Origin of the sequence: Aeromicrobium sp. CnD17-E, from assembly GCF_024124745.1 — a bacterium.
Lineage (GTDB): Bacteria > Actinomycetota > Actinomycetes > Propionibacteriales > Nocardioidaceae > Aeromicrobium.
Window position 1 is genome coordinate 17,016 of sequence record NZ_JAMXRU010000032.1, and the last position, 13,472, is coordinate 30,487.

At 74.5% G+C, this 13,472-nt stretch carries 12 protein-coding genes, 1 pseudogene and 3 riboswitches; of the genes and pseudogenes, 9 read left to right on the top strand and 4 right to left on the bottom strand.

What is annotated here, in order from left to right; genetic code table 11:
* Positions 1-15 precede the first annotated feature (15 nt).
* Positions 16-235: riboswitch (cobalamin riboswitch) on the bottom strand.
* Between the two features lie 94 nt (positions 236-329).
* On the bottom strand, positions 330-1,160 hold the full coding sequence (locus NH339_RS08370; RefSeq protein WP_253024318.1) for a CbtA family protein: 831 nt from the start codon (positions 1,158-1,160) through the stop codon (positions 330-332).
* A 180-nt stretch (positions 1,161-1,340) separates the two neighbouring features.
* Positions 1,341-1,559: a CbtB domain-containing protein gene (locus NH339_RS08375; RefSeq protein WP_253024320.1), complete on the bottom strand. Its 219-nt coding sequence runs from the start codon at positions 1,557-1,559 to the stop codon at positions 1,341-1,343.
* Between the two features lie 265 nt (positions 1,560-1,824).
* Here NH339_RS08375 and cobT point away from each other — a divergent pair, with 265 nt between their 5' ends.
* Positions 1,825-2,877, top strand: a complete 1,053-nt coding sequence (gene cobT / locus NH339_RS08380; RefSeq protein ID WP_253024322.1) for a nicotinate-nucleotide--dimethylbenzimidazole phosphoribosyltransferase — start codon at positions 1,825-1,827, stop codon at positions 2,875-2,877.
* Here cobT and NH339_RS08385 read toward each other — a convergent pair.
* Entirely contained in the window at positions 2,874-3,914 is a 1,041-nt protein-coding gene (locus NH339_RS08385; protein WP_253024324.1) for an ABC transporter substrate-binding protein, read from the bottom strand. The two genes, cobT and NH339_RS08385, sit on opposite strands and share 4 nt — an antisense overlap.
* A 60-nt stretch (positions 3,915-3,974) precedes the next feature.
* A riboswitch (cobalamin riboswitch) is annotated at positions 3,975-4,157 on the bottom strand.
* 93 nt (positions 4,158-4,250) lie between these two features.
* Positions 4,251-4,314: riboswitch (cobalamin riboswitch) on the top strand.
* 75 nt (positions 4,315-4,389) lie between these two features.
* Here NH339_RS08385 and NH339_RS08390 point away from each other — a divergent pair.
* The 8 genes from NH339_RS08390 (at position 4,390) to NH339_RS08425 (ending at position 13,164) form a co-directional block, all read left to right on the top strand.
* A complete protein-coding gene (locus tag NH339_RS08390) occupies positions 4,390-5,424 on the top strand; it encodes an ABC transporter substrate-binding protein (protein ID WP_253024326.1) in 1,035 nt (344 codons plus the stop codon).
* The gene (locus NH339_RS08395) at positions 5,421-6,500 is read left to right on the top strand and encodes an iron ABC transporter permease (RefSeq protein ID WP_253024328.1); all 1,080 of its coding nucleotides are present in this window, start codon (positions 5,421-5,423) and stop codon (positions 6,498-6,500) included. Before NH339_RS08390 ends, NH339_RS08395 begins: the two co-directional genes overlap by 4 nt.
* Positions 6,501-6,512: 12 nt before the next feature.
* On the top strand, positions 6,513-7,277 hold the full coding sequence (locus NH339_RS08400) for an ABC transporter ATP-binding protein (RefSeq protein ID WP_253024330.1): 765 nt from the start codon (positions 6,513-6,515) through the stop codon (positions 7,275-7,277).
* 124 nt (positions 7,278-7,401) lie between these two features.
* A complete protein-coding gene (locus NH339_RS08405) occupies positions 7,402-8,298 on the top strand; it encodes a nitrite reductase (protein WP_253024332.1) in 897 nt (298 codons plus the stop codon).
* Positions 8,295-8,951 carry a precorrin-8X methylmutase gene (locus NH339_RS08410; protein WP_253024334.1) on the top strand — a complete coding sequence of 219 codons (657 nt, stop codon included), beginning with the start codon at positions 8,295-8,297 and terminating at the stop codon, positions 8,949-8,951. The genes NH339_RS08405 and NH339_RS08410 overlap by 4 nt, the downstream gene beginning before the upstream one ends.
* A complete protein-coding gene (locus NH339_RS08415; protein ID WP_253024336.1) occupies positions 8,948-10,513 on the top strand; it encodes a precorrin-2 C(20)-methyltransferase in 1,566 nt (521 codons plus the stop codon). The genes NH339_RS08410 and NH339_RS08415 overlap by 4 nt, the downstream gene beginning before the upstream one ends.
* Before the next feature lie 234 nt (positions 10,514-10,747).
* Positions 10,748-12,160, top strand: coding sequence for a hemolysin family protein (locus NH339_RS08420; protein WP_253024338.1), 1,413 nt, complete (start codon positions 10,748-10,750; stop codon positions 12,158-12,160).
* The gene (locus tag NH339_RS08425) at positions 12,160-13,164 is read left to right on the top strand and encodes a hemolysin family protein (RefSeq protein WP_253024340.1); all 1,005 of its coding nucleotides are present in this window, start codon (positions 12,160-12,162) and stop codon (positions 13,162-13,164) included. The genes NH339_RS08420 and NH339_RS08425 overlap by 1 nt, the downstream gene beginning before the upstream one ends.
* 88 nt (positions 13,165-13,252) lie before the next feature.
* Here the strand turns inward: NH339_RS08425 and NH339_RS08430 are convergent.
* A pseudogene (locus NH339_RS08430) lies at positions 13,253-13,472 on the bottom strand (precorrin-4 C(11)-methyltransferase); the annotation flags it as partial.

Sequence of the window (13,472 nt, forward strand, 5' to 3'; positions counted from 1 at the left end):
GTCGCGGACCTCCACCGGTGGCGGTGGAGCACTGGCAGGTCTTCGGACTCGCGGGCCAGGCATCGCTGCCGCCTACTGGGTGTCGCTTCCCAGGCCTGCATCGCTGCAGGGACCCAGTGCTGATGACACCGTTCGTTCCCACTCACCGCTGCGGGGCAGTTCCGGTCTCTCACCGGATTCCCTCTTGCGACGACCCGTCTGGCTGACGGGCCGAACCAGCTGCACGAGCCACCATATACGGGGAACTACACGAATGTAACCCCTACATCTTGGGTTCATGAGAACGCCGCCTCCCCGGGGTCGTGGGGAGGCGGCGTTCGCGGACGAGGTCAGAGCGCGGCGGCGGCCGCCCGGCGCTCGACGTCGGCCTGGTGGGCACGCCAGGTGCGGGCGGTGAGCCCGGTGAGGGCCAGGGCGACCCCGGCCCAGAGGGCCGTGCTCGTGGCGAGCGAGCCGATGCGGAAGGCGTAGAGGGTGGTGGCCGGGAAGCTGTCCGGGACCTCGTCGATCGGGGCGAGGACGAGGCCGGCGACGCCGACCACGGCGAGGTACAGGGCGGCCCCGGCGACGACCGCGACCCACGGGCCGCGGGCCAGGAGGGCGCGTGCGAGGAGGACGGCGGCGACCACCGCCAGCAACGACACGGCGACGAAGCTGAAGTACAGGGCGGTGCGCTCGCCGATCGTGTCGGCCGAGCCGACCGCCGGCGGGTTCGGCGGGTACTTCAGCCAGGGCACGACCGTGTACGCCAGGTACGCGAGCAGCACCACGACGGCGGTGGAGGCCACGGGGCCGAGACCGCCCAGGCGTCCGACGGCGAAGGCGGAGGCGATGCCGACGACCCCGCCGGCGACGAGGCCCACGATGATCGTGGCGGTCGCGAGGCCGGGCCCGGCCTGCTCCCCGCGGCTGATCGCGGCGTCGTCGTCGCCGTGGGAGTGACCGCCGGACTCCTCGTGGGAGTGCGCGCCCTCCTCGTGGGAGTGGCCCGTGTCGGCGGCGGCGCCGCCCGACTCCTCGAGGGCGATCGCGCGGTCGATGGGCGGCTCGCCGACCACGGAGGCGGCGGCGAAGGCCAGCACGCCGCCGAGCAGCCCGGCGAGCAGGCCGTGGACGAGGAAGGTGCGGGCGGTGAGGTGCGGTGTGCGGGTGGTGCTCATGGGTCGGGTCCTTCCCGAGCGGGAGCAGCGCGACACGGCCCGTCGTGGTGACGGGTCGCTCGGGCCGCGGTTCGACGACAGGGAGCCCGCGGTGTCGTCGCGGGCTCGGGGCGGTGACCCGGAGGGCGGGTCCCGCGGGCAGGGCCGGCCAGGCTCAGGCCCGGTCGGTCGCGGTGCCCGTCAGTGGCAGGGGAAGCCCAGCAGGTGGCGTCCGTCGTGGACCCACTCGTGCACGCCGGTGCCGGAGATGAGGGAGGTCGCGCCCTGCTCGGCGCCGACGAAGTAGAGCGCCACGAGGGCGAGGAGCGCGATGAACAGCGCCCAGGGGGCGAGCTCGCGGACCGGGATGGAGACGACCGGCACCGCGGAGGTGTCGACGGAGGGGTTCAGCTGCGACATGGCAGGCCTTTCCTGAGGGATGAGTGCGTCCCGTGGATGGAGGGCTGTCGACGACCAGGGTCTGGCTCCGTCGCCCCGGTGCTGCTGGGGTGACGTCACAGTAGCGCTACTGCGCCGGACTCCCACCGGCTTCCGTGGTGGTCGACGTGCCGAGCGTAGGGCATGGGGCGGTCCGCGCCACCGGGGTGTGGTGCGCGTCTCACCGTGCGAGCGCGGGTGCCTCCTGCTCCGGCGGCTCGTCGGGACGACGTCGTACCGTTCACCCGTGACCGTCGAGCCCGTGAGCACCCCGTCCGCCGTCCGTCCTCCTGACCCGGCGGTGCACGCCGCGGCACGCGAGCGGCTCGCGAGCCTCGCCACGCCTCCCGGGGCGCTGGGTCGGTTGGGCGACCTCGCCTGCTGGGTGGCGGCGACGCAGGGCGAGGTGCCGCCGCGTCCGGTCGATGACGTGCGCGCCGTGGTGCTCGCCGGCGACCACGGCGTGACCGCGTCGGGCGTCTCCGCCTTCCCGAGCGCCGTCACGCCCGCGATGGTCCGCACGTTCGCCGCCGGCCGCGCCGGCGCGAGCGTCCTCGCCGCCCAGCACGGCGTGAGCCTGCGCGTGCTCGATCTCGGCGTCGACGACGACCTCGCCGACCTGCCCGACGCGGTGCGCGCCCACAAGGTGCGGCGGGGCAGCGGGTCGATCGACGTCGAGGACGCGCTGACCGCCGACGAGACGGCTCGGGCGCTGGCCGCTGGGAGGACGATCGCGGCGGAGGAGATCGCCGCCGGTGCGCAGCTGCTCGTCACGGGCGACATGGGCATCGGCAATACGACGCCGACGGCCGCGCTGGTGGCCGCGTCGCTCGGCCTGCCGGGGTCGGAGGTCGTCGGTCGCGGCACGGGCATCGACGACGCGTCGCTCGTGCGCAAGGGCGAGGTCGTGCAGGCGGCCCTGGACCGGGCGGGCGACCGCGTGGCCGACCCCGTGGAGCGGCTCGCGGCGCTCGGCAGCGCCGACCTCGCCGCGACGGTCGGCTTCCTGGTCGCGGCGGCAGAGGCCGGTGTGCCGGTGCTGCTCGACGGGCTGATCTCCGTCGCGTGCGCGCTCACCGCCGACGACCTCGCGCCTGGCGCGTCGGCGTGGTTCGCCGCCGGGCACCGCTCGACCGAGCCGGCACAGTCGCTCGGGCTGGAGAAGCTCGGCCTCGAGCCCCTGCTCGACCTCGGCCTGCGTCTCGGGGAGGGCAGTGGCGCGCTCGCGGCCGTCCCGCTCGTGCGCTCCGCCGCCCTCCTGCTGCGCGACGTCGCGCTGCTGTCGGAGGTCCTCGGCTAGCGCCCGTCGGGCACGACGCCCAGGTCGCGCAGACCCTGGGCGAGCTGCTCGATCCCGTCGACGTTGCGGATCGACGGGTCCATCGTCGTGCCGCCGAGGACGACGTAGCGCCGCTTCTTGACGGCGGTGAGCTGACGCGCGACGGGGTCGGACTCGAGGAAGCGGATCTTGGCCTCCGCGCTGTCGCCGTCGCCACCGCGCTCGAGGTCGGCGAGCACGAGGACGGTCGGGTCGGCGTCGAGGATCGACTCCCAGCTCGTCTCGGGCCAGAGCCGCTCGTTGTCGCCGAACGCGTTCGTGGCGCCGACGGCGCGTGTCATCAGCCCCGGGGCGCCGCAGCACCCGGCCATGTAGGGGCTCTTCGTCGACGCGTACCACCAGCCGAGCGTCACGTCGTCGGCGTCGAGGTCGACCGTCACCGTCCGCGCGCGCTCCCTCAGCTCGGCGACGAGCTGCTCGCCGCGCTCCTCGACACCGGTCAGGCGCGACACGTCGCCGATCTCGGCGTACAGGTCGTCGAGGGTGAGCGGCTCCTCGTGCGGGGCGTCCTGGCCGCCGCACTCGCTGGGGGACTGGTAGGTGGGGATGCCGACCTCGTCGAACTTCGCGCGGGGCGCGACGCCCTCGCCGGTGAAGGCGTAGGCGAAGGTGGCGTAGACGAGGTCGGGCTCGAGCGAGAGCATCGCCTCGAAGCCGGGGAACTCGGCGTCGAGGGCCTTCGTCCTGCGGGCCTGTGCCTCCAGCCCCGGCAGGAAGTCGTGGTCGCTGACGCCGTAGCCGGCCATCCGGTCGGCGAGGCCGAGGCTCAGCAGCAGCTCGGTGGCGGGCTGGTTGATGGCGACGATGCGCTGGGGCGGTGCCGCCTCGGTGACGTCGTGCCCGCAGTTCTCGACGGTGACGGGGAAGCCGGCTGTCGCGGCGGCGTCGTTCGCGGGCCGCGAGAACGGGGAGCCGCAGGCAGCGAGCGGGGCGGTGAGGCAGAGGGTGGCCAGGAGGGCGGCGGGGCGACGCAGGCGTGCGCCGACGGGGGAGGACATGGGGTCTCGTCTCGGGTCCGGGGGCCCCGTGCGCGAGAGCCCCGTGTCGGGTGACGCCGCCCCGGCGGGGTGGCGGCCAGCAGGTCTTCGGACTCGGGGTCGCGGTGACGGACCGCCTTCCCAGGAGCGAGCTCCCAGTGGCGTCGTGGCCCGCCACGTCTCCCACACCGCTGCGCGTCAGTCCCGGAGTCGCACCGGGTTCCCTGACCCTCTGCGAGGGTGACTGGCGCGCTCACCGTAGCAGCGGCGGGGGTGCCGGGCCCCGGGCAGGAGGGAGCGCGGCGAACAGGACCGGGGCCCCGGCGGGCCGGGTGCTACGGTGCGGCTGCCACGTGAGGGAACCCGGTCGAAGTCCGGGACTGACGCGCAACGGTAGGGGCCACGGCCCGAGTCCGACACCCGGTGGCGACCCGCGGCGTCCGCCGCGGGGCTCCCGACGGGTCTCGCGACACGGACCCCTGAGCGAAGGATCGCGATGCGACCACGCCGCCCCCTCTCCCTCCTCGCGTCGGCCGCCCTGGCGGCGCCGCTGCTCGCCGGCTGCGGCTCCTCGACGTCGGCCTCGTCGGCCGGCGGCGCCGAGGCCGCCGGGTTCCCCGCCAGCGTCGAGCGCTGCGACCGTCGGACCACGGTCGACGCGCCGCCGCAGCGCATCGCGTCGCTGAACCAGGGCAGCACGGAGATCCTGCTGAGCCTCGGCCTCGCCGACCGGATGGTGGGCGCCGCCGGCTGGACCGACCCGATCTTGCCGTCGCTGGCCGACGAGAACGAGAAGGTCGACCGGTTGGCCGACCAGGCGCCGTCGTTCGAGGAGCTGCTGGCCACCGAGCCCGACCTCGTGACGGCGTCGTTCGCGAACACCCTGAGCGAGGGCGGTGTCGCGACGCCGCAGCAGCTGGCCGACGTCGGCGTGCCGGCGTACCTGTCGGCCGCGGAGTGCGAGAAGTCCGACTTCGGTGGCGGCGACGGTGCGCGCGACCGGCCGCTGGAGATGTCGACGATCTACGCCGAGGTGCGCGACCTCGCCGCGCTGACGGGCACCGAGGAGCGTGGCGAGGAGGTCGTGTCGTCGCTCCAGGAGCGGCTCGAGGCGGCGTCGCGGACGCAGTTCGACGGCGTGTCGGTCTTCTACTGGTTCGCCAACGCCGAGGCGCCCTATGGTGCGGGCTGCTGCGGCGGTCCCGGCATCGTGACGCGCGCGCTCGGCCTGACCAACGTCTTCGAGGACCAGCGGGCGGAGTGGCCGCAGGTCGGCTGGGAGTCGATCGCCGCCGCCGACCCCGACGTGCTGGTGGTCGGCGACCTGACGCGCAAGAGCCAGACCGCGGAGTCGGCGCGCGCGAAGATCGCGTTCCTCGAGTCCAACCCCGTCACCCGGCGCATGACCGCGGTGCAGGAGAAGCGCTACGTGCTGCTGCCGGGCGCCGCCCTGAACCCGTCGATCCGCACGGTCGACGCCGTCGAGGCGGTGGCCGAGGGGCTGCGCGGCCTGGGGTACGAGCCGTCGTGACCCTGCTGCCGCCGGCGCTGCGCAGGACGGCGCCCTCGACCTCAGGATCCGCGCGTCCGGCGCGTGCCGGACGCGCGGCCGTCCTGTGGTCGGCGGCGCTCGTGGGCCTGCTGGTCTCGATCGCGGTCGCGACGACGATCGGGCCGTCGGGTCTCGGCCCGGGCGACGCGTTCGCGGTCGCGCTGTCGCGGCTGGGCGTCGCGCCGTCGGGCCTCACGGGCATCCAGGAGGCGATCATCTGGGACCTGCGCCTGCCGCGGGCCGTGCTGGCGGCTGCCTGTGGTGCAGGGCTGGCGCTCTGCGGCGTGGTGCTGCAGTCGCTGCTGCGCAACCCGCTGGCCGACCCGTTCGTGCTCGGGATCTCCTCGGGGGCCTCGGCCGGTGCGGTCGCGATCGTGGTGCTCGGGGTGGGTGCCGGGGCCGCGACGCTCGCCTCCGGTGCGTTCGTCGGGGCGCTGCTGGCCTTCGGCCTGGTGCTGCTGCTCGGCACGCTGGCCGGCGGCACGACCGACCGGATGATCCTCGCAGGCGTCGCAGCCACGCAGCTGTTCTCGGCGCTGACGTCGTTCATCGTCTTCACCGCGGCCGACGCGGAGCAGACCCGCGGGGTGCTGTTCTGGCTGCTCGGCTCGCTCGGCACGGCGTCGTGGCGCGACGTCGTGGTGTGCGGGAGCGTCGTGCTCGTCGGGCTGCTGCTGTGCTGGCTCGCGGCGGGCTCGCTCGACGCGTTCACGTTCGGCGAGGACGCCGCCTCGGCGCTGGGCGTCTCCGTGCAGCGCACCCGGCTGCTGCTGCTGGTGGTCACCGCGCTCATGACGGCCGTCATCGTGTCGACGTCGGGGGCGATCGGTTTCGTCGGGCTCGTGCTGCCGCACGCCGCCCGCGCGGTGGTCGGCTCGCGGCACCGCGTGCTGCTGCCGGTGTCGGCGGTGCTCGGCGCGGTGTTCCTGGTGTGGGTCGACGTCGGCGCGCGGACGGTCATCGCACCGCAGGAGCTGCCGGTGGGCGTCGCGACGGCACTCGTGGGCGTGCCGGCGTTCGTCGTGATCCTGGTGCGGAGGCGGCGTCGTGGCTGAGGCGGGACGGGCATGAGCATCCTCGCGGTCGACGTGCGGTGGGGCGTGCGCGGCAAGGTCGTGGTCGACGGCGTGAGCCTCGACGTCGCCCCGGGCAGCACGGTGGGGCTGCTGGGCCCGAACGGGTCGGGCAAGTCGTCGCTGCTGCGGCTGCTCGCGGGGCTGCGGCCGGCGTCGTCGGGCGTGGTGCGCCTGGGCGACGACGACCTCTCTGCCCTGGGTCGTCGCCAGGTGGCGCGCCGGCTCGCGATGGTCGACCAGGAGGTCGTGACCGACACCGACCCGACCGTGCGCGACGTCGTGGGCCTCGGCCGGCTCCCGCACCGGCCGTCGTGGGCGCCGCTGAGCGCCACCGACCGCGCCGTCGTGGAGGCGTCCGCGGCGACCACGCGCACCGCGCACCTGCTGGAGCGCCCCTACTCGACGTTGTCGGGCGGGGAGCGCCAGCGGGTGCAGATCGCCCGCGCGCTCGCGCAGGAGCCGACCGAGCTGCTGCTCGACGAGCCGACCAACCACCTCGACGTCCGGCACCAGCTGGAGCTGCTGGAGCTGGTGCGGGCCGCCTCGACCACGACGGTGATGGCGCTGCACGACCTGAACCTGGCGGCCCGCTACTGCGACGCGCTGGTCGTGCTCGCGGACGGGCGGGTGCGGGCGGCGGGGCGCCCGGCGGACGTGCTCACGACCGACCTCGTCGCCGACGTCTACGGCGTCGCCGCGCAGGTGCAGAGCGTCGACGGTGCGCCGCACGTCAGGTTCACCGGGGTGCTCGCGTGACCCTCCTCTCCTGGACGGCGGCCCCGTCGTGCGGGAGCGGTGTGACAGGATCGACGCCGTCCTGGAGCGGTCCGGCAGGCCGCCGGACCCCCGTCCGTGCCCGAGGGACAGGTGAGGAGGCGGCGTGACGAGCTCACGTGAGCGCGCCGACCGGTGCCCCGGCGTGTGCCGGCCGTGGATCGCCGACGACGGTGCGCTGGTGCGCCTTCGTCTGGTGGGCGGCCGGCTGCCCACGGTGGCCCTCGCGCGTCTGCTCGACGTCGCGGAGCGGCACGGTGACGGCACGGTCGGGCTCACGCGTCGCGCCAACCTGCAGGTGCGCGGCATCGCGTCGGTCGACGGCAGGCTGCCGGAGCCGGTCGTGGCCGACCTCGCGTCGACCGGCCTGCTGCCGAGCCGCAGCCACGAGCTCGTGCGCAACGTGATGGTCTCGCCGCTCTCGGGCCGGCTGGGCGGTCGGGCCGACCTGCGGCCCGTGGCCGAGCGCTACGACGCGCTCGTGTGTGCCGACCCGGACCTCGCCGATCTCTCGGCACGCTTCCTCGTGGTCCTCGACGACGGGCGCGGCGACCTCGTCGACCGCTCGCTCGACGTCGGCGCCGTCGCGGTCGACGACGGTCATGCGCAGGTGCGCGCCGGTCGGCACTGGGGCGAGGTCGTGCCGCTCGAGGCGCTGCCCGAGGTGCTGGGCGCGCTGGCCCACCGCTTCCGGCGCATGCGTCCCGACGTGGGCACGTGGCACGTCGACGACCTGCCGCGTGGGGGCGCGGCCGTGCTGGGCGACCTGCACGCCCGCGACCTGCGCACCCAGGTCCGGGCCCTCCCGCTGCCGGAGGGGCCCGGGCTGCAGGACGACGGACGTCGGTTCGTCCACGTGCCGGTCGAGGGAGGCGTGCTGCGTCGGCCCGACGTCGACCGGCTGCTCGCCCTGGCCGAGGGCGAGCTGCTCGTGACCCCGTGGCGCAGCGTGGTCGTGCCCGACCTGACCGTGACCTCCGACCTGTCGAGGGAGACCGCATGAGACCCCCCACCCGGCGCTTCGAGTACGAGGGCAGCGGCGCTGCCATCTACGTCGACTCCTTCGCGACCATCCGGCGCGAGACCGACCTGACGGGCATCCCGGCCGATGCGGAGAAGGTGGCCGTGCGGATGATCCACGGCACGGGCCAGACCGACCTGGTCGACGACATGGTGGTGCACCCGCGGCTCGTGTCGGCGGCGCGCGAGGCGTTGCAGGCCGGCGCGCCGATCCTGTGCGACGCGACGATGGTGGCGTCGGGCGTCACGCGCGCACGGCTGCCGAAGGACAACGACGTGCTCTGCCTGCTGCGCGACGAGCGGGTGCCCGACCTCGCGCGGGAGTGGCGCACGACCCGCTCCGCGGCCGCCGTGTCGCTCTGGGGCGACCGGCTCGACGGCGCCGTCGTCGCGATCGGCAACGCGCCCACCGCCCTGTTCCACCTGCTCGAGCTGCTCGCCGACGGCGCGCCCCGCCCGGCCGCGGTCGTCGGCGTGCCGGTGGGGTTCATCGGTGCGGCCGAGTCGAAGGACGCGCTCGCCGCGTTCGCGCAGACGCACGGCATCGACGTCCCGTTCGTGACCGTGCGCGGACGTCGCGGCGGCTCCGCCATGGCGGCGTCGGCGCTCAACGCGCTCGCGCAGGAGAAGGAGTGAGCGGCGCGGGCCCGCGGCAGGACAGCACCGGCCGGCTGTGGGGCGTGGGCGTCGGCCCCGGAGACCCCGAGCTGGTGACGCTGAAGACCGCGCGGCTCATCCGCGAGGCCGACGTCGTGGCGTACCACCAGGGGGTCGGCAAGCGCTCGAACGCGCGGCGCATCGTCGACGGCCTCGTGCCGGCGGACGTCGTGGAGGAGGTGCTGCAGTACCCGGTGACCACCGGCACGGCGGAGCACCCCGGCGGCTACGCGGGGGCGATGGCCGACTTCTACGAGGAGTGCGCGCAGCGCCTGCGCGAGCACCTCGCGGCGGGTCGCGACGTCGTGGTGCTGGCCGAGGGCGACCCGATGTTCTACGGATCGTTCATGTACCTGCACGACCGGTTGTCCGAGGAGTTCGAGACCGAGGTCGTGGCGGGGGTGCCGGCCTTCGCGGCGGCCACGGCACTGGCCGCGACGCCCCTGGTGCGCCAGACCGACGTGCTCACGGTGCTGCCGGGCACGCTGCCGGAGGCGGAGCTGGCGCGACGCCTCGCCGACACCGACGGCGCCATCATCATGAAGCTCGGCCGCACGTTCCCGGCCGTCCGCTCGGCCCTGGAGCAGGCCGGCCGGCTCGACACCGCGCTCTACGTCGAGCGTGCCTCGATGCCCGAGCAGCGCTGGCTGCCGGTCGCCGACGTCGACCCCACGTCGGTCCCCTACTTCTCCCTCGTCGTGGTCCCCGGCGACGGCCACGGCACCCGCTACGACGAGCAGTCCCCACGATTCGGAACGTCATCGCCCCTTTCCTCGCCCGGAACGGGCGATGACGTTCCGAACCAGGGGGAGGTGGTGGTCGTCGGGCTCGGGCCGGGCCCCGACGCCTGGCTCACCCCCGAGGCCTCCGACGAGCTGGCGCAGGTCGGGCACGTCGTCGGGTACGCGCCGTACGTCGCCCGCGTGCCGCAGCGGGTGGGGCTGCAGCGTCACGCGTCGGGCAACACGGTCGAGATCGACCGCGCCACGCACGCGCTCGAGCTGGCGAGGTCGGGCGAGCGGGTGGCCGTCGTGTCCGGCGGCGACGCCGGCGTCTTCGGCATGGCCACCGCGGTGCTGGAGGCGCAGGAGGCTCAGCCGCACCTGCACGACGTCACCGTCCGTGTGGTGCCCGGCGTCTCGGCGGTGCAGGCGGTCGCCGCCCGCGCCGGAGCGCCGATCGGCGGCGACTTCGCGGTCATGAGCCTGTCGGACCGGCTCAAGCCGTGGTCGGTCGTCGAGAGGCGGCTGCGCGCCGTGGCCGACGCCGACCTCGTCCTCGCCGTCTACAACCCGCGCTCGCGCTCGCGCACCACGCAGGTGGCCGACATGCGGCGGACCCTGCTCGAGCACCGCGACCCGTCCACCGTCGTGGTCGTGGGCCGCGACGTCGGCCGCGCCGAGGAGTCGCTGCACGTGACCACCCTCGCCGACCTCGACCCCGAGTCCATCGACATGAAGTGCCTGCTCGTCGTCGGCTCCTCCCGCACCCGCGTCAGCCCCACCGGCGCCGTCTGGACGTCGCGCTCGGTCGAGGCCTGACCCGCCCCGACTTCTGGACACGTCCGGGGCGCCGCGGGCGCCGCCAGTGCCCCGGAAGTGTCCACGACGCATGGATGTGCGCGGGAGGTCGAGCGCTGAGACGATCGGCGAGTCGGGAACTCGCCGGCCCGTCGGCTCGTTCCCCCACTGATCCCGACCCTCCACAGAGAGAGCCATGGACCCCAGTCGAAGTCCCCGGACCGTGACCACCCGCGACCCGGAGAGGCGCGTGCGGTGATCACGGTCCTCCTCCTGCTGCTCGGCCTGCTGGTCGTGCTCGCCATCACCGCCGCGACGGGCTACTTCGTCGCCCAGGAGTTCGCCTACATGGCGGTCGACCGGTCGCGGCTCAACTCCCTCGCGGCGCAGGGCGACAAGGGCGCCCAACGCGCCCTCGCGGTCACGAACCGCACCTCGTTCATGCTGTCCGGCGCCCAGCTCGGCATCACCGTCACGGGCCTGCTCGTCGGCTACGTCGCCGAGCCGCTCATCGGCCGCGCGTTCGGCGACATCCTCGGCGGCGTCGGCGTGCCCACCGCGGTCGGCATCGGCATCGGCACGGTGCTGGCGCTGGTCTTCGCGACGTTCGTGCAGATGCTCTTCGGCGAGCTGTTCCCGAAGAACCTGGCGATCGCCCGACCCGAGCCCGTCGCCCGCTGGCTGGCGCGCTCCACCAACCTCTACCTCGCGGTCTTCGGCTGGCTGATCTGGTTCTTCGACCAGGCCTCGAACGTCCTTCTGCGGGCGCTGCGGATCGAGCCCGTGCACGACGTCGACAGCACCGCGACCGCGCGCGACCTCGAGCACATCGTCGCCGAGTCCCGGGAGAGCGGCGACCTCCCGCGCGACCTCTCCCTGCTCCTCGACCGCGTGATCGACTTCCCGCGCCGCGACGTCGAGCACGCCATGATCCCGCGCTCGCGCGTCGACGTCGTGCGACCCGACGACACCGTCGACGCCGTGCGCGAGCAGATGTCGACCGGCCACTCGCGCTACCCCGTCCTCGACGACGACGACCGGCTCGTCGGCGTCGTGCACCTGGTCGACGTCATGACCGCCCGCGAGGGCACCGCCGCCGACCTCGCCCGCGAGCCCGTCGTCGTGCCCGAGGTCATGCTGCTGCCCGTCGCGCGCCGCACGCTCGAGCGCGCCAAGCAGCAGCTGGCCTGCGTGATCGACGAGTACGGCGGGCTCTCCGGCGTGCTCACGATCGAGGACCTCGCGGAGGAGCTGGTCGGCGAGATCACCGACGAGCACGACGACGAGCGACCCCTCGCGGTGGTCGACGGCGACGACGCGTGGCTGTTCTCCGGCGACGCCCCGCTCGACGAGGTCGAGCGGGTCATCGACCACGACCTGCCCGAGCTCGACGACGTCGAGACCGTGTCCGGCCTCGTCATCGCGCAGGCCGGTGCCCTGCCCGAGGCCGGCGACGCCGTCGAGCTCGACCTCCCGCCCGACGCCGCCACCCTCGTCCTCGACGACCAGCCCGCCGCGCCGCGGCTGCGCTTCGACGTCCTCGAGGTCGAGCACTACGTGCCGTCGTCGGTGCGGGTCAGCTGGGTCGTCCGGCCCTACGTGGAGCCGTCCGACGACGCCGACGACGTCGCGCCCCAGCCTGCCGACGAGACCGAGGTGTCCCGGTGATGAGCAACCCCTGGGTGGTCCTCGCGGTCACCGTCGTGATCATCGCGGCGAGCGCGTTCTTCGTCGCGATCGAGTTCGCGCTGCTGGCGGCCAAGCGCCACCGGCTCGAGGACGCCGCCCCGCACAGCCGCGCAGCCCGCGCAGCGCTGCGCTCCTCGTCCGAGCTCACGGTGCTGCTCGCCGGCGCGCAGCTCGGCATCACGTTGTGCGTCCTGGCGCTCGGCGCGACCGCCAAGCCCGCCGTGCACTACGCGCTCACGCCCCTGTTCGAGGGCTGGGGCATGCCGTACTGGGTGGCCGACGCTGCCGGGTTCGTCATCGCGCTGGTCGTCATGACCTTCCTGCACCTGGTGATCGGCGAGATGATGCCCAAGTCGTGGGCGATCGCGCACCCCGAGAAGTCGGCGACGATGCTCGCCATCCCGATGCGGGGCTTCATGTGGTTCACCCGCCCGGTGCTGACGCTGCTGAACGAGGCCGCCAACCGGTGCCTCGTCGTCGTCGGCGTCCAGCCGGTCGAGACGGTCGCGGGCGGCTCCACGCCCGACGACCTGCGCCACCTGGTCAAGCACTCCGCCGAGGTGGGCGCGCTCGACGCGGGCTACTCGGCGTCGCTGTCGCGGGCGCTCGGCCTGCGCGACCTGACGGTCGCGGACCTGCTGAAGCCGGGCGCGGTGCCCACCTCGGTCCCGCCCGGCAGCACGGTCGCCGACGTGCAGGCCGCGGCGGAGCGCAGCGGGCACCTGCGGATCCTCGTCGTCGACGGCGGGGAGGTCTCCGGCGTCGTGCACGTGCGCGAGACCCTGGTGCGCGACGCCGAGGAGGGCGTGGCCGACCTGGTGCGCGAGCCGTTCCACCTCGACCCGGCGACGCCGGTGCACGAGGCCCTCGCGGTCATGCGCGAGACCAGCCAGCACCTCGCCGTCGTCCGCACCGAGCGCGGCATCGGTGTCGTGACCCTCGCCGACGTCCTCCGCCGCCTCCTCGACGAGGTCCCCGCCTGACCGCACGCACGGTCAGCCCCCGTTTCGGAACGTCACCGCCCGTTCTCGTCGCCAGAACAGGCGATGACGTTCCGAATCCGGGGGGAGCTCAGCGGCGCTTGGAGGTGCGGTCGCGGGTGGGGGAGTAGAGGTAGGACTCCGCGCCGTCGGGGCGGGCCACGGCGGGGCCGACGAGGATCACCGCGGCCTGGCGCAGGCCGGCGGCCTCGACCTGGTCGGCGACGTCGGCGAGGGTGCCGCGCAGCACGACCTCGGCCTCCTGCGACGCGTTCGCGACGACGGCGACGGGGGTGTCGGCCCCGAGCACG